We start from the raw sequence: 24,138 nt of genomic DNA on the forward strand, positions 1-24,138 counted from the left end.
CACCCGCCCGGCGATCAGCCAGCCGATCGAGGGCGCGAGCGAACACACCACCGACGCGGCCGTGAACACCACCACCCCGGCCAGGAACACCCGCCTGCGGCCGAACCGGTCGGCGAAGACGCCGCCCGACAGCAGCAGCATGGCCACCAGCAGCACGTAGGCGTCGACGATCCACTGCAGGCCGGTCAACCCGATATGCAGCCGCTGCTGCATATCAGGCAGGGCCGCGCCGACGATCGTGTTGTCCAGCAGCACCATGAACTGACCAGCGCAGGTCAGGGCGAGCAACCCTTTCACGCACATCCCTTCTAGAAACAGTTGATGACTGATCCCACGCTTTGAACGCGGTCAATGGCGTGCGGGATGATCTCCATGCTCGGCCACCGGTTCGCGCCCGCTTCGCCGACCTGGGCGTCCAGCGGTTCTGGCGCACCGACCTGCACCCCTGGTAGCTACGGGCCGCCGGAAGCGATCGCCCGCAACGGACACCCGCACACAGATCGCGTTGATCACCTTGTCGTCCCGCTCGATGCGGGCGATCGCCTCGTCGGTCAGTTCCGCCGAGGTCACTTCACCGGCACGCATGGCGGCCGCGAGTTCTTCGGCCGATCGAAAAGTCGATTCCATGAATGTGCACCCTAATGGCCTGCCGCAGGTGCTCGAAAAGCCGAAAAAACTGCTTGCGAGATGTCGCGTCCCAGGTCAGCGGGGTTGGCGATGGGGAGGCCATAAAACGGCACTCCGCACAATGAGATAGATGTCTCCATGCTCATCGGTGCATGGCCATAGCGAGCGGGATTTGTCCAGTAGCGGAATCAGCTGCCCAGTCGGGCGAGCGGGGACAGAGTCATGCGACCCGGCCCAAGTCGACCTGGCCTGAACCAAGCCAGGCCCGTATGGACATTCGTCGATGAATGTCGCTATCGTCCCGCAGGTCCATTCGCGTCCGAGCCGTTGCGTTCCCGGAGGTCAGCATGTTTCCCTTAGCCGCTCATGGAAGATGGGGGGTGTGGCGAACCATCTCCGGCCTCGCTGTTCCTCTTTTTGTGGCCGGGTCCCTCAATTTCGCTGCCCAGCTCGGGATTATCGCCATTCTGGGGCGCATGGGGGGAGAGGTCATTTATGTACGTTCTCTGTATCAGCCTGTCAGCCTCATCGTCCTTGCCCTGAGTGTGGGCTTCGCGGTCTGTAACCAGGTCGCCGCCGCGATCAGCAAGGGGGCCGGGCGCCCCCGGGACGTCATGTCGAACGCCGCCAGCCTGGCCAGGGTATGGGTCGGGCTCGGCGCGGCCCTGTACCTGGTCCTCTCGGTCGCGGCTCCCTCCCTGACCGGTCTCCTCCATGTGGACGCCGGACTGCGGGACACGTTTGCCTCCTTCCTGCGCTGGACCAGCGCCGCCAGTCTGCTGGCCGTCGGGGAGGAGCTGTGTGCGTCCAGCCTGCGCGGCTATGGGTATGTGCGACAGGCCACCGTCCTGGTCATCTGTACGGCGAGCGTGAGGATCGGCCTCGTGGCCGGCCTCGGGCTCGGTGCCGACATCGGGATCGCGGCGGTGCCCATCGCCGAGGCGACAGCGGGTCTGGCCGGCCTGACCATGGGCCTGGCGTTGCTGCGCCGCACCGAGCTGTGGCATCCTCCGGCCGCCCGGATCTGGCGGCGCGAGGTGTTCACCGACCTGCGCCGCATCGGTGTGCCCATCGCCATGTCCTTTCTCGTGCTCTCCGCGTACAACCTCGCGGTCATCGGCGTCCTCGGGAACTATGGGGAGAACGCCGTGGCCGGGTTCACGGTCGCTTCCACCCTGCAGAGCGTCGTGCTGCTGCCGGGCATGGTCCTGGGTACAGCCACAGCGATCACCATCAACCAGCAACGCGGCGCGGGCGAATGGCGGCGAATACGTGAATCGATGCGCGGTGGCATCGAGGTCACCGTCGTGACCTACGTGGTGATCGCGGCGCTGGTGTGGTCACTGCATGACCCGCTGGCGCGGCTGATAGGCGGCGACGCCGGGGTGGCCGCAGCCGCGGGCAGTTACCTGGGCGCCGTGGCGCTCACCTACGCCGTCCAGGGACCCGTGCTCGCCTCGCTGACCGTCATGGAGGAGACCGGCGGCGGCTTCCGGGCCATCGTGCTCAACGCAATCTACTTCGGCCTGATCGTCGCGGTCAGCGCGGTGGCGGCACACGCCGTCGGCAGCGCGGACGGCTTCTACGCCGCGGTGGCGTACTGCAACCTGATCGGCGTGACGGTGCCGCTCATCGCCATACGACACATACGAAAACTGTCGGCCAGGGGCAGCGCCGCTCAAGCAGCCGCCGCGACTGGCTGAATTGGACGGGAGCCGGAGGCCGTGAAGGCGGCGCCGACGTCGCCCAGATCCAGGCCCTCCTCGGCCATGCCTCCCTCGACACGTCAGCCCGGCACTTCCGAGCGGGCACCGCCGAGCAAGCCGCCGTCGTCGACCGCGTCTTCGAGTAGCCCAGCCACCAGTGTCGGACCGCTGGATGGCGGCAGGGCCGCTGACGTCAGCCCGCTACCGCCACTGACCGAGGTGCTGTTCCTGGACCCGGCACGCGTGCTGCCACCAGAAGGCTCCGGCACCGGGGAAGGGGAAAGGTCACGGCCGGATACGCCGGCGGGACCTTCTTCGTCGTCACCGGGCACGCCACGATCCAGGCCGCTGCTTTGGACGGTGTGCGGCTCCTGCGCGCGCGGGTTGTCGCCGGAGTTCGGCCGCTCAGGCGCCTGAGCGGGTTCTCCGGCGGGGAACCCGCCGACACGCCCGCGGCCTCCGAACTGCGAAACAGTGACCCCTGGTTTCTCCATGTCTCCCGCAGCGGAGATGATCAACAAGGATTCTCGAATGGATTTCCGCCATTTGCTACGGGACGCCGACTCCGGCCGCCGTACGTCCGCACGCCTGGCAGCGCGCCTCGGCGCCGGGTCGGCAGCGAGCCGGCGGCGTACCCGCGCCGGTATGCAGCATCGCCGGCCTCCGGGGAACCAACAGAACCTTTGACTACCGCGCTCAGACGAAGTACCGGGCCTGCAGGTGGAACAGCTCGGCGTAGAGTCCGCCGGCCTCACTCAGCGTGTCGTGAGTGCCGACCTCGACGACCCGGCCGCCGTCCAGAACCACGATGAGATCGGCCGCGCGGGCGGTGGTGAGGCGGTGCGTGACAAGGATTGTCACGCCGCCCTCCAGGCGGCTCAGGTCGGCGTACCGCTGGAACAGCCACTCCTCGGCCCGTGCGTCGAGACTGGCGGTGGGCTCGTCGAGGATCCGCAGCAGCGGCGCCTGCCGCATCGCCGCCCGGGCGTTGGCCACTGTCTGCCACTGGCCCCCCGACAGCCCCTTGCCGTCCCAGGATTTCCGCCCGAGCCGGGTCTCCAGGCCCTCGGGCAGCGAAGCGAGGAGCTTGTCGCCGCCGGCCGTCCGCAGCGCCTCGAGGATCCGCTCGGGGTCGTCGCGATGCTCGAGCCGGCCCAGCCCGATCGTGTCCTTCAGGGACATCTCAATGTGTACCGGGTCCTGGAAGGCCGGCGTGATCCGGGCGCGCCAGTCCTCCGGCGCGAACTGCGCGAGATCGGTACCGTCCACCAGGATGCGCCCCGCGCTCGGCCGGTAGAGACCGCAGAGCATCTTGACGAACGTCGACTTCCCCGCGCCGTTCTCGCCGACCAGGGCCACCACGGCGCCGGCCGGGAGCTCGAGGTTGATGTCGTTCAGTGAAGGCTGATCGCGGTTCCAGTACCGGAAGCTGAGACCCTCCACCTTGATGCTGCCGTCCAGCCGGTCCGGCACCGTCACCGGCGTGCCCGGCACGACGGCCGCCCGCTCCACGGCGCCGTCCTCCACCACGTCGAGGAACGCCCGGACTGCCCGAAGCGACTCCAGCGTCCAGAAGGTCAAGGTCAACAAGCCCTGCACCTGCCCGGTGATCTGGCTGGTGACGGCGATGGCCGCGACGATGAGGCCCAGCGAGGCGTCGCCGGCCAGGCCGGCCCGCACCATCAAGGCGATGGCGATCGCGTACGCCAGCACGAAGAACAGCCAAGCCAGCGCGACCGGTACCCGGGCCCGTCGATCAGTCCTGGCGATGTCCTGGCCTCCGGAGTCCCACTCCTCGCGGTGCCTGCGCCGCAGCTCGCTCGCCAGCCCGAAGAGGCGGATCTCGCGACCGGGCGCGGCCGTGGTGGCGAGCGTGAACAGATGACCGGCCAGCCGGGTCCGGGGCGTGGCGCGCTGGACGGCCTGACCGCGCTTCTTGTCTGCCGCCTGGGTGGCCAGTACCGCGGGGACGGCGAAGAGCGGCAGTACGGCGAGGATGGGAACGACCGAGGCCATCAGCACGGCCGAGGCGATCAGGGCCAGCGCCGCTCCGGCCAGCCACAGCAGCCGGTCGAAGGCCGGCCCGATCTCGCGCCGCGCACCACGTACCACCGCCGCCTTGTCGGAGCGGCCCGAACGCTCGTGGATCTCCAGCGTCGGCGTCGTGCCGACCACGTCGATGAACTGGCGCTCGACTTCGTTCTGGATCTCCTCCTGCAGGCGAAGGCGGGTGAAATAGCCGGCGATGAAGGTGCCCTGGGTGAGCATCACGAAGATCGCCACACACAGCGCGAGGGTCACCACGCCGCTGGTCGAATGCCGGCTCGCCGCCTCGCTGAACAGTCCGAGCAGCGCTGCGAGGCCGATCCCAGTGGCCTGTTCGAGAATCGCCACTGCCACCGCGAGCAGGGACCGGACCGGGTCGATGCGGGGTCCGATCGTGAGGACGAAGCGCAGGGCGCTGATCAAGACGGTGCCTCCTCGAAACGCTTCGCCTGCAGGCGGAACAGCTCGGCGTACCGGCCGTCGGCAGTGATCAGATCCTCGTGCGTGCCATCCTCGATGATCTGGCCGTGATCGAGCACGACCACCCGCTCCGCCTTGCGCACGGTCGCGAACCGATGCGAGATCGCGATGGTGGTGGTGCCCGCGGTGAGCTCGTGGAACGTGTCGTAGAGCTGAGCCTCGGCACGGGCGTCAAGGCTCGCGGCCGGCTCATCCATGATCAGCAGCCGTGCTCCGTGCCGCAGGCCGAACAGCGCCCGGGCGATGGCAATGCGCTGCCACTGGCCGCCCGACGCGTCGACCCCGCCCGTGAACCCACTGGACATCACCGTGTCCCAGCCGTTCGGGAGTCCCTCGATGAACTTCAGCAGCCCGGCCTGGCCCGCCACAGCACGCAGGCCCTCCTCGTCGTCCGCATGGGCCAGGGAACCGAAGGCGATGTTGTCCCGCACGGTCAGCTCATAGCGGCCGAAGTCCTGGAAGACGGCGACCACCTGACGCTGCCAGCTCCGGCGATTGGCGTTCTCGATCGGGGTGGCACCGACGCGCACGTAACCCCCGCTCGGAGCGTCCAGGCCGGCGATGAGCCGGGCCAGCGTCGTCTTGCCGGCCCCGTTGAGACCGACGACGGCGAGCGACTGACCCGCGGGAACGGCGAGGTCGATGCCGTGCAACACCTCGTCGGGGGCGCCGCCGTAGCGGAAGCGCAGATCCTCGCAGGAGATGGTCGCGACCGGCGCCGGCCAGGGATCGGTGTCCGGCCCGACGGGCGTCGCCACGACCGGAAACGTGAACGCCTCGGCGGCCGCCTTCGAGCCGAAGCCGATGCGGAGGTCGTCCTCGTCCGCCCGGAGCACCTGGAGAAGTGCCCGGACGGCAAGGCCACCGAGCGCCAGATCACCCACCGTCGAACCTCCGGTTGCCGCCCGGTGCCCCAGGTAGTAGAAGACCGCGGCAACCGTGACACCGGTGACCACGACCACAATGACGACGAACAAGCGATGCTCACGCCGCCGTTGCCAGACCTCCATCATGTTCACGCGCCATTCCGACTGGTAGGCATCGCGGAAGAAAGCCGCGAGACCGAAGAGACGGACTTCCCGGGCCACACCTGGCGTGGTCGGCACGTCCCGCAAGTAGGACGTTCGGCGGAGCTTCGTCGTCTGACTCACGGTCTCGATGACGGCGATCCGGTAGTTCCGGACCAGCCGGGAGTGGATCACGACGAAAATGGCGAAGACGATGAGCCCCAGCCCCCAGGTGACATGGGTGAGCAGAGCCGCGGAGCCGATGCTGGTCACCCACAGAGAGGTCTTGGTGGAGAAGCCGAAGATCGCTTCCCCGGGCGGCATGTCGATGGTCCCGTTGCCCCTGGCCCGCCCGAGCCGGCCGAGGTAGGCCGGATGCTCGAGGTGGCCGATGGTCGCCGGCTCGGAGGCGGCCATCATCACCCGCTCGCCGAGCCGGCCGGTGACCCGGCGGCCCAGTGCCTGGCCCAGAGCCGTCCGCGCGGACTCGGTGACATGAGTGAGGAAGAACAGCACGACAATGAGGACGACCCAGCGATAGCACTCCCGCGCCGCCGGGGTGTCCAGCCCTTGGCCGATCGCCGAGGTGAGCCCGTCCACCAGCTCACCGATCCCTATGGTGATGCCGACCGGGGCCGCACCGGCGAGGACGGCCAGGACCGCGGTCAGGATGGTCAAGGCCGGAGCCACGGAGAAGGAGTATCCGACCAGGGCGGGTATCACCCACCGCGTCGCCGGAGGCGGCAGCCGACTCGTATCCGCGGTCACGCCTGCTCCCCGTCGTCGGGGTTACGGGCGATCGTGCCCCGGACCTGGGCGCTCATCTTTCCTCCTGGTCGACGCTGTCGCCGGCACCGTGGGCACTCGAATTTCTCGTCCAGCTCGGAGGGGCAGCTCCCCCACCGGACTCGATCCGGCCCGGCGAGGCGAGGCGACGAGTGTCCGAAATGGTGACACTGGTGTCCGCCTCACAGCAATGCAATTAAATTGGCTGATCCGCCGGAACAGGCGACCCATGTCCGTCCCGCTGAGCGGCTGTGGCCGCGCCCTTCTGGCGGAGCCTGCGTTCGAGCACCCGCGGGACCGATTTCACGTCCGCCCAGGTCCCCGGCCTGCACTGGCTCGTCGAGGGCGCTGTCTTCGCCGAGCCAGTAGGTCTTCATGGGCAGGAGCGGTGGAGGGAGCGAAGGTTATCGGACAGCGATGCCCTTGGGAGGGACTCGATGCCGGCCTGGGGGTGACTGGTTCTGTCGGTGACAAGGGACAGCGCGCGCGGCCTTGCGGTCGTCTTGTCCGGATCTTGGCCTCGCCACGCCCATCCCCGGCCGGCGGACGGTGGAACCGCAGCCCGCAGCCGGCGGGTGAAGCGCCGACGACGCGGCTTTTCAAGCTCCGTGCGGTGAGTTCGATGAGCGCTGTGTTTCTTGCAGGGGAGCCTCCCAGGTGGCGGTGATGTCGCGGGCGACATCACGTAGGAGGTCGATGAGCATGTCTGCGAGTGGTGTGAGGCTGGCGTCTTTTTTGGTCACGGCGTAGAGCCGGCGGTAGGGCCTGGGGTGGGCCAGTTCGCGATGGGTGGTGCCAGGCGCATGGGTCAGGGCCAGGCGCGAGACCAGGGCCACTGCGATGCCGGTGCCGACGAGGGCCTGGGCGACGTCGTAGGACTCGGTCTCGAACCGCACCGTGGGAGTGAAGCCGGCCTCGCGGGCAGCGTCGTGGAACTGTCCGCGGGCGGCATGGCCCGCCAGGATGGAAACCCATGATTCGTCGCGCAGTTGTTCCAGGTGAAGTTCGGTGTCCGCGGGCTGCCCGGTGGCCAGTGCATGGTCATCGGGGAGAACCACGACCATCGGGTCCAACAGCAGCGAGTGGGCCCGTAGGTGTGGGGGCGGCGCGAGCGGCGTGCCCCAGGACGCGACGATGGCCACGTCCAGGCGCCCCGCGCTGATCTCGTCCGCTCCGCGTCCGGACACCACGTCCACGACCGAGACGTCGGCGTCCGGATGGCGGTGGCGCAGCGCCGTCAGGGCCGGTGGCAGCAGGTGCAGGGCAGCCGCCTGGAACGTCCCGATCCGCAGACGGAGCGAGAGGTGACCGAGTAGTGCGGCCAGTTCCGCCTCGGCCCTGTCCGATGCCTCCTCCACAGTTCGACCGTGGGAGGCCAGCAGCGCACCGGCCGCGGTGAGCGTCGCCCCGCGAGGACCACGGATGACCAGCGGCACCTGCCAGTCGCGCTCGGCCTTGACCACCTGCTGTGTGACCGCCGCGGGCGTGAGTTGGAGTGCGTGAGCCGCCGCCGTCAGGGAGCCGTGCCGCTCGATCAGCGCGAGAAGCCGCAGCTGTCCCGGATCAACCACCATTTATTAATCCTAACGCTGTCCCCTTCTCTTTTAACTTCTCTTAGGGGCGCGGGGCAGGAAGCCTGGTGGGGCACCCATCGGCCGCGCTCCCGGAAGGGGTTCTTTTCCCATGCCCACGCATGTGCCCGTTTTCATCGCCACCACCTTGCTGCTGGCGATGCTGCCAGGCGCGAGTCAAGCCCTGATGATCCGGCAGGTTCTGGAAGGCGGCCAACGTACGCTCCAAGGCACGCTCGCGGGCAATGCCAGCGGCTTCCTGCTGTGGTCCACGGCCGCCGCGGCCGGGCTGTCCGCCGTCCTGCTGGCCAGCCCCACCGCGTACGCGGTGCTCCGGATCGCAGGCGGCATCGTGCTGATGATCCTCGGGGTGAACACGCTACGGACCGCGCTCACCACCGGCTCCACCCGCCCGCCCCGCGAGGGCGGTCGCCGCACCGGCTTCGTGGGCGGATATCTCACCGGCCTGGCCACCAACCTCGGCAACCCCAAGGCTGGCGTGTTCGCCGTCTCGGTGCTGCCCCAGTTCGTGACCGCGGAAGGCCCGGTGTTCCTGTCGACCGTCGCCCTGGGAGCCCTGTGGGCGCTCGTCAGCGCGTCCTGGTACATGTTGCTCACCTGGGCCGTCGGCCGAGGGCGCGCCCTGATATCACGGCCGACCGTCCTGCGGGGACTCAGCGTGACCACCGGCGTCGTCCTGCTGGGGCTGGGAGCCGCGGTGGCAGCAGGTTTCTGAGGGCCGGGCCGGTGGTCTACCAGGAGGTCGTACGCCGGTGCCGGGCCGGCGGCTGCTTGCCAGAACCCGGGCCTGGTCGGCATCTACCGGGCACTCGCCGAGCATGAGCGAGCCCAGGCGTACCCCGAAGTCGTCGCCCAGGCCCGCACCGACTTCGCCGCCCTCCAGGCGGAAGAGATCCACCAGCCACTGTCACCCTGAGCTACTTGTCCCTTCGCCGTAGCTACGCGAGCGCAGGGCCGTGGACACCGCCCCCGACCTCGCTCACATCCGGCAAGAGCTGGAGCGTCACGCCGGCGGCTGGGCGAGTTTGGCGGCCACGGCGTTGAGGACCCAGTCCAGGCCGGTCGCGAAGGACGCCTCGGCGTCCACCTCCGTGCCGTCGTACACGGCCTTGGCCAGAGCCGGGAAGCGGCCCGTGGCGAGCATCCTCCTCAGATGCGGGCCGGAGGCGCGCTGCCAGTCGCGCTTGGACAGGCCCGTGGCGCGCTCGGCCCGCAGGTTCGCGATCTCGCGCCTGATCGCGCCAGTGAGGTAGGCGCTGACGGTCTCCACGGCGCGCATGATGGTGTCGAGGTCGGCGAGGCCGTCGAGGGCGGCCAGTTTGGCCTCAGTCACGGCGAGGGCGTTCGGGCCCAGGGTCGGGCGGCCACCGAGCAGGTCGGCCAGCCATTCGTGACGGAGAGCGGCCTGCCTGGTGCGGTGGGCGAGGATGCGCAGCGCCTCCCGCCAGTCACCGGGCTGCTCCTCGGGGAGAATTTCGGCGTGGACCTCGTCCACCATGAGGTCGAACAGCTCCTCCTTGGTGGAGATGTATCCGTACAGCCGCATCGGGCCGGCGGTCAGCCGGGCGGCGACCTTGCGCAACGACACCGCCTCCAGCCCACCCTCGTCGGCCAGCGTGATCGCGGCGGCAACGATCCGCTCCCGGTCGAGCGGCACAGGGCGGGTCGGCGGCTCCGGTCGGTCCCACACAGTCATGTTTACACCGTTCTGTTGCGATGCATCGCAATGGAGAAATACAGTGTATCGATATGAGACATCGTATCGCGGTGGTCGGGGGCGGCCCTGGCGGCCTTACCTTCGCCCGTGTCCTGCACCGCCATGGCTACCCCGTCGCCGTCCTCGAACGCGATCCCGCCGCCGACGCCCGCCCCCCGGGCGGCACGCTGGACCTGCACGAAGGGCTGGGTCAACTCGCGCTGGACAAGGCGGGGCTGCTGGCGGAGTACCAGGCGCTGTCCCGTCCCGAGGGGCAGGCCATGCGCATCCTGGACACGGAGGGGACCGTCCTGCGCGACTGGCGACCCCGTCCAGATGACCGAGCCAATCCCGAGATCGACCGCGGGCAACTCCGTGACCTGCTGCTCGGCCCTCTCGACGTCCAGTGGGGGCGGGGCGTGACGCAGGTGGTGCCGGGGACCCGGGACGGCGTACTGGTCCATTTCGCTGACGGACGACAGGAGGCGTTCGACCTCGTGGTCGGCGCGGACGGCGCCTGGTCCCGGATCCGCCCGGCGGTCTCGTCGGTGACGCCGCACTACACCGGGGTCACCTCGGTCGAGACCTCCCTCGACGACGTCGACACCCGCCACCCCGATCTCGCCCGGCTGATCGGCGACGGTTCCGTGGCCGTGTACGGCGTGCACCGCAGCCTCGTCGCCCAGCGCAACAGCGGCGGCCACGTCAAGGTGTACGCCCGGTTCCGCGCGCCGCTGGACTGGCACACGAACCCGGATCGGCACATGAGCCTGAGCCGGGGCGCGGGCCTGGATGCGGGCCTGGACCCAGCCGATGTCGAGGCCATGCGATCAAGCCTGCTGGCTCTGTTCGACGGCTGGGCCGCTCCCGTCCTCGACCTTCTCCGCCACGGCACCGCTTTCGTCCACCGTCCCCTCTACGTCCTGCCCGTGTCCCACACCTGGGCCCACGTCCCCGGGGTGACGCTACTGGGCGATGCCGCCCACCTGATGCCCCCATTGGGGGCGGGTGCGAACCTCGCGATGCTGGAAGGCGCCGAACTCGCCGAGTCCATCGCCGCCGCCCCCGGCCCTGGAGATCTGGACGAGGCCGTCCGCGCCTTCGAGGAACAGATGTGGGCACGGGCCAGCAGGTGGGCGAAGATCACGACGGCCGGTCTGGAACGCCTCGTGAGCCCGGACCCCACCGAAGCCATCGCCCTCTGGGACCAGGTCCAGCCATCCTGACCGCCAGACGCGAGATCACCAGCAGCAACAACGCCTCCACCGCCGGCCGCGCCGACGCCTTGGCCGGCTTGGGGTGCTGCGAGTAGTGCTCGGGGGCTTCCAGGCCTGGGCCGCCCAGCCCTTGGCGGTGGGGCCGGTGGTCCCGTACGGGTCGCCGGTGTCGCCGGGGCTCCAGCGGCCGTAGCCCTGGCCGCGGGTGTCCATGACGAAGTGCGCCCAGCCCGCGGCCGGGTAGGTGGTGTGCGCCTATGGGTAGGAGCGGCCACCGGAGTAGCTGATGTACTCGACCACGCACGGCAGCGGGCCGTCGATGCCCTCGGCCTTGACCAGCTCCGCCTTGATCGGATGGCCGCCGAACCCGGCGAAGACGACGTCGAAGGCCTTCACGGTGAACAGGCCGGTTTCGTACGGGTTCGATCCGGGCGTCGAGGTCATGGGCGGGGAAGAGCTGGTTGATCGCGCGGCGCAGGGTCTCGCGGACGACGGTCGGGTTGTCGAGCTCGGCGGACTGGAACGCGCCGTCGTGCAGGAGCACGAGCAGGCGTGCCGCGTGGCGTACGTCGCCACTGTCACCAACGCCGTCGATGGCCCGGTCGTCCTGGTCGGCCACTCCTACGCCGGCGCTGTGATCACCCGCGCCGCCCGCGACGCCACCGAGGTATACCGCCAGGGTCGCGACCGTCTCCTCGTCTGCGGGCTGCGGGTGCCGAGGCGTCACGATCATGTTGACCGTGACCCCGTACCTGCCGACTCTCAGCAGACCACGCGGGTGAATCCGGCGATCCCGGCCTGCGGCGGCTTTGTGCGAGTGGTGTTCGATCAGCTGACTCCCCGTGCTGTCCTCCGTTTTCGTGCTGTCGAGTTTCGCGCCGCAGTATGTGCGGGACGATCAGAGGGCGGCAACGTCGAGGTTCTTGGCCCGCATGTCCTTGTTGTTGAACATTCTCCTGCCCATGGCCTTGCCGACGCCCGGCATCCGCATCAGACGCATCATCCCAGCTCTCAGGAGGTGCTCCTTACGATCATGCGGGGTGAAGATACGCCGTCCGGGCAGGGCGCTTTCCTGCTGCAGGTGGATGAACGGCCTCATCCGCGCCTCCCAGGCCCGCAACGCCGCGGGCAGGTCTGCGGGGTGGCGTTGGAGCATGGTACCCAGGAGTTCGCCGCCGGCCATGCCGCTGGAGGCGCCCATCCCCGCGTACAGGGTGACGCACCAGGCGGATTCGCCGATCAGGACGACCCGGCCGCGGTGCCAGAGCGGCATCTTGACCTGCTGCACTGAGTCGAACAGCGCGTCGGGTGCCTGCTCGTAACGCGTCAGCAGCCCTTCCAGCAGGGGGCCGGTGGGTTCGGGGCCGTAGGCGGCGCGGATGGACTCGATCGGCGGGCGGCGGAATTCGGCGTCGATGTCGCTGGTGCGGTAGGAGAACAGCAGGCTCGGGGCGCGGTCGGCGAACGGGAAGGCCCACACCGAGCGGCCCGGCTCGGCCAGGACCAGGCCCTCGTGCAGGCCGAAGCCGTCGACCGGGCCGTCCAGCACGGTGCCGGCCCCGGCCGGTCCCTTCGACACTCGCTTGGGCGGTCGCTTCGTCGCCTCACCCGCCTCCCTCCTTGGCACAACATGTCGAAAACAGCAGGTCCCATCAGCTGTGACAGGGCGGGGGAAAGTGAATCCGGTCAACGGGTGATATCCCATGACCGTCATCCGCTGATGAAAGGCTTCAGATGACAGCCGCACCAGTCGAAGGTTCGCCAGAGGGGTCGCTCGGCGACTTCCCCGGCGTCTTCGACGCCTACTGCGATGAGATCTTCAGGTATGTCTCCCAACGCCTCGGCCCAGCCCAAGCCGAGGACGTGGTGGCGGAGACATTCCTGGCGGCGTTCCGTAAGTGGGCGCGTTACGACCCCGCCAGGGCCAGCGTCAGGACCTGGCTGTACGGCATAGCCACCAACCTCGTCGGCAAACATCGCCGATCCGAGATCAGAGCGTTGCGTGCCAGGCAGCGGCACGGCCCCGCAACCGACTTACCCGGACCCGAGGAGCGTGTGGCGGACCAGGTTAGCGCCCAAAGCCTGCGCCCGGCTCTCGCCTCGGCCATCGCCTCACTCGGACGGGGCGAGCGGGACGTGCTGCTGCTCATGGCCTTGGCCGGACTGTCCCACCAGGAGATCGCCGACGCGCTCGGCATCTCGTACGGCACGGTCGGATCGCGGTTGAGCCGTGCCAGGACCAAGCTGCGCGCCGCTCTCGGCGGCGCCAACCCCATGGAGGCATAGCGTGGACGAGCTGACCCCACACGAGCTGACCCAGGTCCGCGGCCTGTACGACGACCTCCCCCCGGACCCGTTCGCCAAGGCCAGGATCGAGGCGAACATGCGGGCTCGAACCAGACGCCGATTCCCGTGGAAGGCCGGCGTTGTGGCACTCACCGCCACCGCCGCGCTGGCCGCGGCCATCATGGTCGGCCCTGCCCTGCTCCCTCCTGAGCAGCCCGCACGAACCACGCTCTCCGGCCATTCGATCCTGCTGGCCGCCGCGACCAAGGCCGAGTCGGCTCCGACCGGCGAGTACTGGCACGTCAAGCGGCTGTATACGATCCGTCCGGACAAGCTGCACGGCAAGAACGGCAACACGTACCGGCTGGAGAGTTCGCGGCTGGTCGAGCAGTGGGTTTCGGACGACGGGCGGGCCTGGACGGGCCTCAAGGAACTGCCCGCGCGCCCGCTTGACCAAGCAGCCTGGCGCCGTGACGGCGCTCCCACCGAGTGGAAGGTCGAGGACGGTCGCTTCTCCATGTCTGAGGGCGAGAGTCGGCTCACGCCCGTAAAGGAGGGGGGAGCGTTCCGGCTCGCCGGCGAGGACCTCACCCTTGAGCAGGTGAAGGCGCTGCCCACTGACCCCGCTGCTTTGAAGGAGCGGGTGCTTCAGGCAGTCCGGGCCGGTGTCGGCGAGGAGAGCTTCGTCGCGGACGGTCTGCCAATCACGTTGGCTTCGCTGCTGTACGAGCTGCCGGCTTCACCGGATGTACGGGCGGCGGCCTATCGGGCTCTGGCCGACCTGCCGACGGTCACTGTGGAGGAGGACGCCAAGGATCCGCGGGGCAGGGCAGGTGTCGCGGTCACGTTCCCGATCCAGCATGACAAGCCCACCCGGGGCAGGCTGATCGTCGATCCGAGCACGTCGATGGTGCTGTCCTACGAGGTCACTCACACCTCCGGGATGGGGCAGAAGACTGAGGTCGTGCTGGCCGCGGGTTGGACGGACACGAAGCCCTCGCCTCCCACCGCCGAGTAGGGAGTCACTCATCACGCGCGGGCCCCTGGTCTGACGCTCGCCTGGGCTTGCGCTTTGCAATGACTCCAGTATGTCGACCAGAACTCCCTGCGCGGCGACACCATCGCCGCGGCGAGCGCCGCGCTGATCGAGGCGCAGCCGCGCATCTTGCTGGGAGTGCAGGGCGTGCATACGGATCTCGTGGCCCGTCACAAACCCTTCCGCCGCGTGGCTGGTCCGGGCGGCCACGGCCATCTTCCCGGTCTGCTCCAGTAACCATTCTTTCTCCAGGGTTTTGTAGCTGGGATAGGTGCGGCCGGTCAGCTGGTAGTGCGCGGTGCATGTCCGGCCGGCCAGGTCGTGGAGGTGCCGGCCGATCCGGGCGGGCCACGGCCACTCCACGTCCCGCGAGGCGCCAGATCAGGCAGGCCAGGAGGATCAGGGGGACGGCGAAGCTTCCCGGGCCGCCCCAGAGGTGAGCGCGTTCTGCAGGGACTCCGCCGGCCTGGCATCCCCGGAGAGGTCGAGGGGGACGGCCGCCATCCCGCGATCCACCCAGCCGGTGACGTCCTTCCAGGCGCTAATCGTGAGCAGGGACAGGCACCCAATTCTCAGCACGAGCATGATGCCGCCGGCCCAGCGCAGCAGTCGCTTCCTGGAGTTCATCGTGACGTCCTCCGTTCGTGGTGGTGGCGTTCGGCGCTCGGCGTGGTGGGCGAACCCGGCTGCGGTGACGTGTGGCATCGGCAACGGCTCCCGGCGCGTGTCCGCCCAGTAGCGGCGCGTCTGCCGCACATCGGTGCACTGGGCAGGCGACCCGCGACGGAGAGGCTCCGTGGGAAAGGAATTCCCGGAGCGGGAGATATGTAGTGATCCACTTTTCGTCGATCTGGAGTATCCATGCGTATGAGAAAGAGAGCCGGAGCGGCCGGGGCGTTACTACTCGCCACCGCTCTGCTCACCCCCCAACCGGCCGTCGCCGCGCCTCCATCTGCCGGAACGCAGCCTCTTGCCGCAGTCTCGCGGACCGTCACGCTGATCAGCGGTGACCGTGTAACAGTCACCGGGGAGCCCGGCGCGGTGATCGAGGCCGGTGATGGGAGGAAGGGGGTCACCTTCATCACCGACGAGAGCGGCGGGCGGTTGCGCGTCGTCCCGAGCGATGCAGTGCCGCTGCTGAAGGCCGGGCGGCTGGACTCACGGCTGTTCGATGTGACTACCTTGCTGGAGTACGGCTACGACGATCGGCGCAAGGACCTGCCACTCGTCGTCGCCGGGGCCGCTCAGCCCCGGACGCTGAGTGGAGCCTCGTACAGCACGGCGCTCGCCGCGGTCGGCGGGTTCGCGGTTCGGGAGGAGCGGGCGAACGCCTCCCATTTCTGGAAGGACCTCACCGGAGGGCCGGGAAAGGCCGCAACTGGTGGAGCGGGGTTCCTGCGGGGCGCAGGTCGGAAGGCCAAGGTGTGGCTGGACAGGCTACGAAAGGTGTCGCTGGACACCAGCGTCCCGCAGATCGGCGCGCCCGCGGCTTGGGCCAGAGGCTTCACCGGGGAAGGGGTCAAGGTCGCGGTACTGGACACCGGGATCGACGCTACCCATCCCGACCTGGCGGGCAAGGTGAGCAGCAGGAAGGACTTCACGGATGAGCCCGACGAGCGGGACCTTGTCGGGCACGGCACCCACGTGGCCTCCACCATCGCCGGGAGCGGCGCAGCATCCGGTGGGCGCTACCGCGGCGTGGCCGCAGGCGTCACGTTGCTGGACGGCAGGGTGTGCGACGAGTCAGGCTTCTGCAGCGACTCGGCGATCCTGGCCGGCATGCAGTGGGCGGCGGAGCAGGGCGCCCGGGTCGTGAACATGAGTCTCGGCGGTTCGGACACGCCGGAGGAGGACCCGCTGGAGCAAGCGGTCGAGGCCCTCAGCGACCAGTACGGCACCCTCTTCGTGATCGCCGCGGGCAACGAGGGGATGGAGCGCGGGGTCAGCACCCCGGCCACGGCGAACGCCGCCTTGGCCGTGGGCGCAGTCGACAAGTCGGATGAGCTGGCCGCTTTCTCCAACATGGGGCCCGTACCGGGCGACGACACGCTCAAACCGGATATCACCGCTCCCGGCGTGGACATTACGGCCGCGCGTGGGAAGGACAGCCCCGGGACCGGCTCCTACGTCGCCCTATCCGGCACCTCGCAGGCGACGCCGCACGTGACGGGAACCGCGGCGCTGCTGGCGGAGCAGCACCCAGAGTGGAAGGGCGACCTGCTGAAGGCCGCGCTGATGGCCTCGGCCGAGCCGCGCCCGGAGATCGGCGTCTTCGCCCAGGGAGCGGGCCGGGTGAACGCAGACCGCGCGACGGCGCAGGCCGTGACGGCGCAGCCGCCCGGGCTGGGGTTCGGCAGGCAGGCGTGGCCGCACGACGACGACCAGCCGGCCGCCAAGAAGCTGGTCTACCGCAACTCTCTCACGACGCCGATCACGCTCACCCTGCAGGCCAGGGCGAGTGCGGCCTTCACCGTGAGCCCGAGCACGCTCACCGTGCCTGCCGGCGGACAGGCCGAGGCGACGGTCATCGCCGACACCCGTGCTGCCGATGTGCCCGACGGGCTGCTGGGTGGCTACGTCGTGGCCACGGGGCCCGGCGGTGTGAGCGTGAGCACGCCGGTCGGCGTAGAGAAGGAAGTCGAGAGTTACGACCTGACCGTGCGCCACACCAACCGGGCCGGCATCGCCACCGGCGACTTCGAGATGTCGATCAGCCGGCTGGACGCCAAGCAGCCGCCGATCGTGGTGCTCGGCGGGCAGAGCAGCTTCACCACGCGGCTGCCCAAAGGCAAGTGGAAGGTCGACACAGTCGTCCTGGATGACGCGGGCATCACCCTGCTCGTCCAGCCCGAGCTGGTGCTGGACCGCGCGCGGACGGTCGAAGCCGATGCCCGGCTCGGCAGACCGCTTGAGGTGGAGCCACCGAGCGCCGACGCGATGCCGACGTCCGCTCAGGTCGTCTACCAATGGCAGGCAGCCGATGGTCCGTCGGCCAGGGGGTGGGCCGGCCAGGGGTTTGACCGGCATTTCACCGCCCAGCTCGGGCCTGCCCGCGACTACGACGGGCTGCTGACCGAGGTGGCGGGAGAATGGACGGCTGGTACGGACGTCTACCGGGCGGCCTGGTTCCAGCCAGGGCGAGTGGTGACCGGCTTCAAACGGTCAGTGGACCCCAAGAACTTGGCGACCATACGCATGGATTACGCCGCTCACCTACCCGACGCGCAGGCAGCGTCGTACGGCCGGGCCTGGCCACGCGACGGCCAGATCCCCTCCTACCTTTCTGGTGCCTGGTTCACCACCCCCTCGGTGCGGACGGTACATGTCAACACTGACGGAGACATCCGCTGGCAGCACCGGCTGCGGGAGGTCGGCACCGACGGGCGGGTCAACGAGTTCCAATCCGGGTTCACGCACTACCGAGCGGGCCAGGTCACCACCGAGTGGTGGAACCGGGGTGTGTTCGGCCCTTCCCTGCCGTCCGGTGACCAGCCCGGCGACAGCGTCAGTCGCACCGGCGACGTCATCTCGGCTGACCTGCGGATGTTCGGCGATGGGCGGGGCTCGCTCGGCTACTCCTCGCGGGCCACCGGACACACCACCCTCTACCGCGACGGCGTGCTCGTCGGCGAGGCGCCGTCCCTGACCGCGGACTTCTCCGTGCCCGCAGGGCGGGCGGCGTACCGGCTGGTGGCCGAGGCGGAGCGGGGAGCTCCGGCGACGCTGTCCACGCGCGTGTCCGTGGCTTGGACGTTCCACTCCGGCACCACAGACACCCGCGCCCGGCTGCCGGTGTCCATAGTGAGCTTCACTCCTGAGCTCGACGCGCGGAACACTGCACCGGCCGGTCGGATATTCACCGTCCCAGTCAGCGTGCGTTCGCTGCCTGGCAGCGCGGCGGGCCGCGCGCGGGACCTGTCCGTGGAGGTCTCCTACGATGACGGGGCCACTTGGGCGAAGGCAGAGGTCGGGCACTCAAGGGTCGTTCTGCGCCACCCGAACGGTGACGGGTTCGTGTCGCTGCGGGCCAAGTCGATGGACACTTCCGGCAACGCCGTCGAGCAGACCGTGATCCGCGCGTACCGGATTGCTTCCGCGACACGCTGACGGCGCGCCTGGCAAGCTCCCTTATCACGTACATGTCTCGGGCCTTGATCTTCGACCTGCCGCTTTGTGTGTCCTGGCTCACGGCGTACGGCCAGGACACTGATCGGCTCGTTGTCGGCGTCGGCGGTCTGCTGACAGCGAGCGCACAGGGTGGGCCCGGGCTCCGGGCCGGTCCGCAGCGCGAGCATCCTGTCGGGGGGCGATACTGCGGCGGCCTCATCACTGATCCGGATATCCCGCGTGTCTGGACGGTACGACGCGCAGTGAGCATCCGCCACGCCATCACTGATGGAGATCGCCACCTGCATCAGGTCCGTCCAGCGCTTTTCGATCAGCTTTCAGTCGATGACGTTGCGGTCGCTCTCGCCGAACAGCTGGTCGATATGCGGGGTAGGCGATCTTGTCCGAGGCGCGAAAGAAGATCAGATCCTTGAAGTTACGGATGCGCGGCATCATGTCGGACCCGAACAAGGTGGCCAGGATGAAGACCGGAAAGTTCTGCCCCTGGTCCCAGCCGGCCGCGCCCAGGTCGCGCAGTTCCACATGGCGGTCCAGGGCTTTGACCAGGCCGGTGCCGCTGACGTCGGTGGGGCTTTTTCGTAGCCGGTCCAGCCGGGAGACGCGCCGGCCCTGTTCGACCTTGACCAGGTTCTCCAGCACAGCGGCCTGGTTCGGGCTGGGGGCGGCGGCCAGCAGCGCGTACTGGCGGGCGGCGACGCGCTCGCGCAGCGCGGCGATCAGCCGTTCCAGGGTGCTAACGCCGGGCAGCAAAACCTTGGCCTCCACCAGGCGGTGGGTGGCCAGGTCGAACAGCACGATCGGGCGCTCGCCGGTGGTGGTCCAGGCCCGTTTGTAGAGCCAGCAGGCCAGCGCGAACCACTGCTCGTTCGCGAAGGTGGTGAAGCCGTAGCCGGCGCGGATCTGCTCTTGATGCTCCCAGCGGGCCTCTTTCTCGCCGTACCCCTTCAGATCGCCGGCCTGCAGACAGAGCTGCTCGGCGACGTAGTCGACCACCGCGGCGGGAACGTACTCGGGATCGTCCAGGAAGCAGTTCAAGAACCGTGCCGTACCGAGTTGCAGGGCCCAGCCGAGCTGGTTGCGAACGCCGTTGGCGGCCATCGGCCGGCGCCGGTCGTCGGCATGAAAAGGGATGCCTCCAGGCATGCGAGGGCGCCTCCACCGCGCGCGGCGTGGTGGAGGCGCCCTTGGATATCAGCAGCGGTCAGGTCAGATGATCGACGTGACCGATTACGTGCTGAATTGTGGCAGTCTCCCGCCAGTTGTGATCACCTGCCGTGGATCCAAGCTCAGAAGCGTGTCGCGCGTTCTAGGAGGCTTGCCAGAGCGGCAGGTTCCTGAACGGCCGATACTGGCGGGGCTCCGTCAATGACGAGTGCCGGCACGCCTCGGATTCCCCTCTGAGCGGCGCGGCATTCATCGGCTCGGACTTCACTGGTGAACGCGTCGCCGATCAGGAGTTCGCCTATGTGGGCGAGATCCAGTCCGGCCTCGACGCCGAGCACTTGGAGAACGTGCGGATCGGCGATGTTGCGGCCTTCGGTGTGGTAGCCGTGAAGGAGACGTTCCAGAACGGCGTCGGCCAGGCCGCAGGTGGCGGCCAGGTGGATCAGGCGGTGAGCATCGAAAGAGTTGACCGGCCGAGCCTGGTGCAAGTTGAGTTCCAGTCCCTCGGCTGCGCCAAGCGCTTGGATATGGGCCACCCGGGCGCTCGCTCGGACTGGGTCGTTCTGGTACGTGGCGATCACCTGCGCTGCTGTCAGGCTGGGAATCCGGCTTCCGTCCGGATCCAGTTCGAAACTGCGCCAGACAACGTTCGCATCGCTTCGGGCCTTCAGGGCGGCGGCCAGTCGTCTCTTGCCGATGTAGCACCAGGGGCACAGAACGTCGAAGTAGACCTCGACTTGCATGAGCGCTCGATCCTTTCAGTCGAAGGCCGGGGTGGGCGTCGTGGCCTGGGGCTGGCTCGGTGGTTGTGGCGGGGTCGTGCGCCGCAGGGTCAGGGTCAGCAGGGCGAGCGCGATGAGCAGGGGAATCGTGATGAGCGCGTGCACGTGAAGGCTGTGGGCGAATGCGTCCCTGGCGGTCTGGGCCAAAGGGATGCCGAGGTTTTCGGGGAGTCGCCGGGCTGCCTGGAGTGCGGCGGGCAAGGTCTCCCGGGCGGCTTCGGCGACCTGGGAAGGGACACCGGGAAGCGCATGGTCGAGCATGTAGCTGCCGTAGACGCCGGTGGCGATGCTGCCGAGCACGGCGATGCCGAGCGCTCCGCCGAGTTCGGCGCCGGTCTCGGAGATCGCTGAGGCGGCGCCCGCGCGTTCGGGTGGTGCCGCGCCGACGACCAGGTTGGTTCCCAGCGCCATGAACGGGGTCAGCCCGGCGAAGAGAAGGAAGGAGCCGGACACCAGGATGACGGGGTTTGTGTCCACCTGGGTGAGCAGGATGGGACCGATGACGGCGAACGCGGCGCCGGCACTCATGAAGACGGCTGGGCGGATTCGGCCGGTGAGACTGGAGACCACCAAGGCCACGACGGTACCGGCGACCGCGGTGGGCAGCTGCCACAGACCGGCCTCCAGCGGAGACAAGCCGAGCACCAGCTGCAGGTATTGCGAGGTCAGCAGGCTGGTCCCGAACAGCACGATCCCGGCCAGCACCATGCCGGTGACGGATACGGCGAAGGCGGGGATAGCGAACAATCCCAGGTCCAAGAGCGGGTTGGGCAGCCGTCGCTGGCGGCGTACGAAGACCGCGCCGATCATCAGGCCCGCGACCAGGACACCGACGGACGGCAGAGCAAAGCCGCGGACGGCGAGATCCTTGATGCCGAATACGATCGTCAAAGGAGTCAGCAGCGACAGGACCACACTGACCGCGTCCAGCCGCCCGGAAGCCGAAGCGCGAGATTCAGGGATCAGGAAAGGGCCGGTGACCAGCAGCAGGGCCATGGCCGGAAGGGCGAGCAGGAACACCGCGCCCCACCAGAAGTACTGCAACAGCACACCGCCGACCAGCGGGCCGAGCGCACCGCCGCCCATGAACGCCATCATCCAGATCGTGATGGCCAGGGTGCGCTGCCGGACATCGAGGAACAGGGCGCGGATCATCGCCAGCGAGGCCGGCGCCAGCGCGGCGGCGGCCACTCCCTGCACGGCCCGTGCCGCGATGAGCGGGCCGGCGCCGGGGGCGTAGGCGGCGATGACGGACGCGCAGGTGAAGGCGACGGCGCCGCCCAGCAGGATCCGGCGGTGCCCGAGACGGTCGCCGAGCGTACCCATCATGACCAGTGATCCGGCGACCATGAAGCCGTAGATGTCGGTGATCCACAGCAGCTGGGGGCCGTCGGGTTCCAGATCGGCGCTCAGGCTTGGCAGCGCCAGATAGAGCACTGACATGTTCATCATGACCAACACGGCGGGGATGCCCAGGACCGCCAAGGCGGTCCACTCCCGGGCTCCGGCTCTGGCGGAGGGTTGGGGGGACATGTGGGTTCCGATCTCAGCCGCGCGCATCGCCGGCGGGGATGAGCAAGGTCTTACCGGTGGTGGTCCGGGACTCGATCGCTCGATGCGCGGCGGCTGCCGACTCGAGCGGGAAGGTCTGGCCGATGACCGGCCGCAATTTCCCGCCGGCCGCGAGGTTCAGCGCGTCGACGATGAGCTCGCGAGTCTGGGCCGGGCTCGGCGCGGCGGTGAGGCCGATGACGCCGATGGAGCGTGCCCGGAGCCGGCCTTCGTCGAGTTCGGCGTCGGCGCCGCTGGCCATTCCGTAGATGCTCACGCGTCCGCCTTCACGTAGCGCCCCGATCGCCTCGGTGCCGATCCGGCCGCCGACCCCGTCAAAGACGAGATCGAGTCCGACGCCGCCGGTCGCCTCCATCACCCGATCCAGCCAGTCAGCCCGGGAGTAGTCGACGTAGGAGGCCGCGCCCAGCGAGGTGACCAGCTCGGCCTTGCCGGCGCCGCGGGCGGCGCCGATCACGTGGGCATCCGCTCCGGCGGCGAGTTGCACCAGCAGGCTGCCGACACCTCCTCCCGCGGCCTCCACGAGAACCCGCTCCGATGGCTTGATCTCCGCCTGCCGGTACAGCAGCAGCGCCGTACGCCCATCGGCCAGCAGCGCGACCGCGTCCTTCAGCTCCAGACTTGCGGGAACCGGAACCACATCCTGTGCCCGAGCCAGCGCCAGCTCGGCGTAGCCGCCCTCGCCGCCGGTGGTGGTGACCACGACCGTCCCCCTCAGGGCCGGGTCCACGTCCGGTCCGGCAGCGACGATGCGACCGCCCACGCCGTTGCCGGGTATGCGGGGTAGCGCGGGCCTGCCGAACGGCCCGTTGCCCGAGCGCACCTGCGTCTCGACGAACGTGATACTCGCGTACGCCACCGCGACGAGCACCTGCCCCGGCCCTGGCACGGGATCTTCGACCTGCCGGATCCGCAAGACCTGCGGCCCTCCGAACTCTTCCATCACCACAGCTCGCATGACTCTCCTTCAAACGGATAAATTCGCTTCGTTTGGGAAAGCTATAACGGAGTGAATCGCTTCGCAAGGCGACTACAGTGAGCGCATGGCACGCAAAGCTCCCCGGCACGCAGAAGCCGAACGCAACGACCACGCCCTCCTGGAAGCCGCCAAGAAGGTCCTGGCCGTGGACGGAGCGCATGCGTCGGTGGCGACGATCGCCGCACACGCCGGAGTCGGCATCGCCAGCCTCTATCGCCGCTACCGCTCCAAGGACGAGCTCTTCCAGCACCTGTGCGCGCTATCCCTCGACCAGTGGATTTCGGCCGCCGAACGCGGCCTGCAGCATGACGACCCCTGGGAGGGGCTCGCTCACTACATCAGCGCCTGCGTGGAGTTCAGCGGCGGCTCCCTCGGACCGCTGGCCGGCACGATCGCCGTCACCGACGAGATGGCCGCCAAGTTCACCAGGTCCGACGAGCTGATGCGAGACCTGGTGGCCCGCGCGCACGCTGCTGGAGTGCTCAGACCGGACGCCACGGCCATGGACATCTCGCTACTGATCGAACAACTCGGCAAATCGCCCCTGATCGAACAGCTCAACCGGCAGGGCCGCGCCGACCTGATCGAGGCAGCCCACAACGCCCGAAAGCGTACGATCGCCATCGCTCTCGACGGCCTGCGCCCCCGCCACCCCCAACTGCCCGGGACCGCACCCTCGCCCGCCCTCCTCGCCGAACGCTGGGAGCACGCTCCCACAGACTCGACGAGGCCGCCAGAACGGTCGTAGATCAAGAGGGCCTGCGCCCCGAGGCGTCCATCAGCTCGACGTCGTGATGCTGTTCGGCCCAGTCATCTCCCACGAACAGGCGCAACGCTTCTCCCGTTTTCCGATGCCGATCGATTTCAACAGCCTGCGGGAGAACCGTCAGCGAACTAATCAAGCAGTGCTCACACCCCTACGGATGGGCACGACATCCCAGCGGCGATCAACTCTCCCGGCCGACCAGTGGGGGCACGATCTTTGGGCGGGACTCAAGGTCCAGTAGCTATGAGTGCTCACCCACCGGCGGCTG

20 protein-coding genes are annotated in these 24,138 nt (G+C 68.8%); 7 read left to right on the forward strand and 13 right to left on the reverse strand.

The window, feature by feature from the left end; all coding sequences use genetic code 11:
- Positions 1-297 (reverse strand): MFS transporter (locus AB0J64_RS52540; protein WP_364045308.1); only part of this gene is annotated, 297 nt, incomplete at its 3' end.
- A 51-nt stretch (positions 298-348) separates the two neighbouring features.
- Positions 349-627, reverse strand: coding sequence for a hypothetical protein (locus AB0J64_RS52545; protein ID WP_364045310.1), 279 nt, complete (start codon positions 625-627; stop codon positions 349-351).
- A 347-nt stretch (positions 628-974) separates the two neighbouring features.
- Here AB0J64_RS52545 and AB0J64_RS52550 point away from each other — a divergent pair, with 347 nt between their 5' ends.
- Positions 975-2,330 (forward strand): MATE family efflux transporter, encoded by a 1,356-nt coding sequence (locus tag AB0J64_RS52550; protein WP_364045312.1) that lies wholly within the window; start codon positions 975-977, stop codon positions 2,328-2,330.
- Between the two features lie 699 nt (positions 2,331-3,029).
- On the opposite strand, the gene AB0J64_RS52555 is transcribed toward AB0J64_RS52550, so the two are convergent.
- The 3 genes from AB0J64_RS52555 to AB0J64_RS52565 form a co-directional block, all read right to left on the reverse strand.
- Positions 3,030-4,802: an ABC transporter ATP-binding protein gene (locus AB0J64_RS52555; protein ID WP_364045314.1), complete on the reverse strand. Its 1,773-nt coding sequence runs from the start codon at positions 4,800-4,802 to the stop codon at positions 3,030-3,032.
- Complete coding sequence (locus tag AB0J64_RS52560) at positions 4,799-6,634, reverse strand: ABC transporter ATP-binding protein (RefSeq protein WP_364045316.1); 1,836 nt, start codon at positions 6,632-6,634, stop codon at positions 4,799-4,801. The genes AB0J64_RS52555 and AB0J64_RS52560 overlap by 4 nt, the downstream gene beginning before the upstream one ends.
- 617 nt (positions 6,635-7,251) lie before the next feature.
- Complete coding sequence (locus AB0J64_RS52565) at positions 7,252-8,226, reverse strand: LysR family transcriptional regulator (protein WP_364045318.1); 975 nt, start codon at positions 8,224-8,226, stop codon at positions 7,252-7,254.
- A gap of 109 nt (positions 8,227-8,335) precedes the next feature.
- Here AB0J64_RS52565 and AB0J64_RS52570 point away from each other — a divergent pair, with 109 nt between their 5' ends.
- Positions 8,336-8,959 (forward strand): LysE family translocator, encoded by a 624-nt coding sequence (locus AB0J64_RS52570; protein WP_364045320.1) that lies wholly within the window; start codon positions 8,336-8,338, stop codon positions 8,957-8,959.
- 288 nt (positions 8,960-9,247) lie between these two features.
- On the opposite strand, the gene AB0J64_RS52575 is transcribed toward AB0J64_RS52570, so the two are convergent.
- Positions 9,248-9,940: a TetR/AcrR family transcriptional regulator C-terminal domain-containing protein gene (locus AB0J64_RS52575; protein ID WP_364045322.1), complete on the reverse strand. Its 693-nt coding sequence runs from the start codon at positions 9,938-9,940 to the stop codon at positions 9,248-9,250.
- Positions 9,941-9,993: 53 nt separating this feature from the next.
- Here AB0J64_RS52575 and AB0J64_RS52580 point away from each other — a divergent pair, with 53 nt between their 5' ends.
- A complete protein-coding gene (locus AB0J64_RS52580; protein ID WP_364045324.1) occupies positions 9,994-11,166 on the forward strand; it encodes an NAD(P)/FAD-dependent oxidoreductase in 1,173 nt (390 codons plus the stop codon).
- A 246-nt stretch (positions 11,167-11,412) separates the two neighbouring features.
- Here the strand turns inward: AB0J64_RS52580 and AB0J64_RS52585 are convergent, their stop codons facing one another.
- Positions 11,413-11,601, reverse strand: a complete 189-nt coding sequence (locus AB0J64_RS52585; RefSeq protein ID WP_364045326.1) for an acetylxylan esterase — start codon at positions 11,599-11,601, stop codon at positions 11,413-11,415.
- A gap of 454 nt (positions 11,602-12,055) precedes the next feature.
- Positions 12,056-12,736 carry a hypothetical protein gene (locus tag AB0J64_RS52590; RefSeq protein WP_364045328.1) on the reverse strand — a complete coding sequence of 227 codons (681 nt, stop codon included), beginning with the start codon at positions 12,734-12,736 and terminating at the stop codon, positions 12,056-12,058.
- A gap of 155 nt (positions 12,737-12,891) precedes the next feature.
- Here AB0J64_RS52590 and AB0J64_RS52595 point away from each other — a divergent pair, with 155 nt between their 5' ends.
- A complete protein-coding gene (locus tag AB0J64_RS52595; protein WP_364045330.1) occupies positions 12,892-13,443 on the forward strand; it encodes a sigma-70 family RNA polymerase sigma factor in 552 nt (183 codons plus the stop codon).
- Position 13,444: 1 nt separating this feature from the next.
- Positions 13,445-14,461, forward strand: coding sequence for a CU044_5270 family protein (locus tag AB0J64_RS52600; protein ID WP_364045333.1), 1,017 nt, complete (start codon positions 13,445-13,447; stop codon positions 14,459-14,461).
- Between the two features lie 417 nt (positions 14,462-14,878).
- Here AB0J64_RS52600 and AB0J64_RS52605 read toward each other — a convergent pair whose 3' ends face one another.
- A complete protein-coding gene (locus AB0J64_RS52605) occupies positions 14,879-15,184 on the reverse strand; it encodes a hypothetical protein (RefSeq protein WP_364045335.1) in 306 nt (101 codons plus the stop codon).
- A gap of 156 nt (positions 15,185-15,340) precedes the next feature.
- On the opposite strand from AB0J64_RS52605, the gene AB0J64_RS52610 reads away from it, so the two are divergent.
- Positions 15,341-18,586, forward strand: a complete 3,246-nt coding sequence (locus AB0J64_RS52610) for a S8 family serine peptidase (protein WP_364045337.1) — start codon at positions 15,341-15,343, stop codon at positions 18,584-18,586.
- A 282-nt stretch (positions 18,587-18,868) separates the two neighbouring features.
- Here AB0J64_RS52610 and AB0J64_RS52615 read toward each other — a convergent pair whose 3' ends face one another.
- From AB0J64_RS52615 to AB0J64_RS52630, 4 genes are all read right to left on the reverse strand, one after another.
- Positions 18,869-19,750 (reverse strand): DUF4158 domain-containing protein, encoded by an 882-nt coding sequence (locus AB0J64_RS52615; RefSeq protein ID WP_364045339.1) that lies wholly within the window; start codon positions 19,748-19,750, stop codon positions 18,869-18,871.
- A 143-nt stretch (positions 19,751-19,893) separates the two neighbouring features.
- Positions 19,894-20,514: a DsbA family oxidoreductase gene (locus AB0J64_RS52620; protein WP_364045341.1), complete on the reverse strand. Its 621-nt coding sequence runs from the start codon at positions 20,512-20,514 to the stop codon at positions 19,894-19,896.
- Positions 20,515-20,529: 15 nt separating this feature from the next.
- Positions 20,530-22,086 (reverse strand): MFS transporter, encoded by a 1,557-nt coding sequence (locus tag AB0J64_RS52625; protein ID WP_364045343.1) that lies wholly within the window; start codon positions 22,084-22,086, stop codon positions 20,530-20,532.
- A 13-nt stretch (positions 22,087-22,099) separates the two neighbouring features.
- Positions 22,100-23,083, reverse strand: coding sequence for a zinc-binding dehydrogenase (locus AB0J64_RS52630; protein ID WP_364045345.1), 984 nt, complete (start codon positions 23,081-23,083; stop codon positions 22,100-22,102).
- 85 nt (positions 23,084-23,168) lie between these two features.
- Here AB0J64_RS52630 and AB0J64_RS52635 point away from each other — a divergent pair, with 85 nt between their 5' ends.
- Complete coding sequence (locus tag AB0J64_RS52635) at positions 23,169-23,852, forward strand: helix-turn-helix domain-containing protein (RefSeq protein WP_364045347.1); 684 nt, start codon at positions 23,169-23,171, stop codon at positions 23,850-23,852.
- Positions 23,853-24,138: the final 286 nt, after the last annotated feature.

Origin of the sequence: Nonomuraea sp. NPDC049695 (genome assembly GCF_040674955.1) — a bacterium.
Classification (GTDB): domain Bacteria; phylum Actinomycetota; class Actinomycetes; order Streptosporangiales; family Streptosporangiaceae; genus Nonomuraea; species Nonomuraea helvata.

What these genes read in the sequence shown, in the direction of transcription:
- AB0J64_RS52605 (WP_364045335.1), bottom strand. Translation starts at nt 15,184, where the DNA reads ATGCCACACGTCACCGCAGCCGGGTTCGCCCACCACGCCGAGCGCCGA.
- AB0J64_RS52585 (WP_364045326.1), bottom strand. Translation starts at nt 11,601, where the DNA reads ATGACCTCGACGCCCGGATCGAACCCGTACGAAACCGGCCTGTTCACC.
- AB0J64_RS52550 (WP_364045312.1), top strand. Translation starts at nt 975, where the DNA reads ATGTTTCCCTTAGCCGCTCATGGAAGATGGGGGGTGTGGCGAACCATC.
- AB0J64_RS52570 (WP_364045320.1), top strand. Translation starts at nt 8,336, where the DNA reads ATGCCCACGCATGTGCCCGTTTTCATCGCCACCACCTTGCTGCTGGCG.
- AB0J64_RS52620 (WP_364045341.1), bottom strand. Translation starts at nt 20,514, where the DNA reads ATGCAAGTCGAGGTCTACTTCGACGTTCTGTGCCCCTGGTGCTACATC.
- AB0J64_RS52635 (WP_364045347.1), top strand. Translation starts at nt 23,169, where the DNA reads ATGGCACGCAAAGCTCCCCGGCACGCAGAAGCCGAACGCAACGACCAC.
- AB0J64_RS52580 (WP_364045324.1), top strand. Translation starts at nt 9,994, where the DNA reads ATGAGACATCGTATCGCGGTGGTCGGGGGCGGCCCTGGCGGCCTTACC.
- AB0J64_RS52575 (WP_364045322.1), bottom strand. Translation starts at nt 9,940, where the DNA reads ATGACTGTGTGGGACCGACCGGAGCCGCCGACCCGCCCTGTGCCGCTC.
- AB0J64_RS52630 (WP_364045345.1), bottom strand. Translation starts at nt 23,083, where the DNA reads ATGCGAGCTGTGGTGATGGAAGAGTTCGGAGGGCCGCAGGTCTTGCGG.
- AB0J64_RS52565 (WP_364045318.1), bottom strand. Translation starts at nt 8,226, where the DNA reads ATGGTGGTTGATCCGGGACAGCTGCGGCTTCTCGCGCTGATCGAGCGG.
- AB0J64_RS52615 (WP_364045339.1), bottom strand. Translation starts at nt 19,750, where the DNA reads ATGCCTGGAGGCATCCCTTTTCATGCCGACGACCGGCGCCGGCCGATG.
- AB0J64_RS52625 (WP_364045343.1), bottom strand. Translation starts at nt 22,086, where the DNA reads ATGTCCCCCCAACCCTCCGCCAGAGCCGGAGCCCGGGAGTGGACCGCC.
- AB0J64_RS52595 (WP_364045330.1), top strand. Translation starts at nt 12,892, where the DNA reads ATGACAGCCGCACCAGTCGAAGGTTCGCCAGAGGGGTCGCTCGGCGAC.
- AB0J64_RS52610 (WP_364045337.1), top strand. Translation starts at nt 15,341, where the DNA reads ATGCGTATGAGAAAGAGAGCCGGAGCGGCCGGGGCGTTACTACTCGCC.
- AB0J64_RS52545 (WP_364045310.1), bottom strand. Translation starts at nt 627, where the DNA reads ATGGAATCGACTTTTCGATCGGCCGAAGAACTCGCGGCCGCCATGCGT.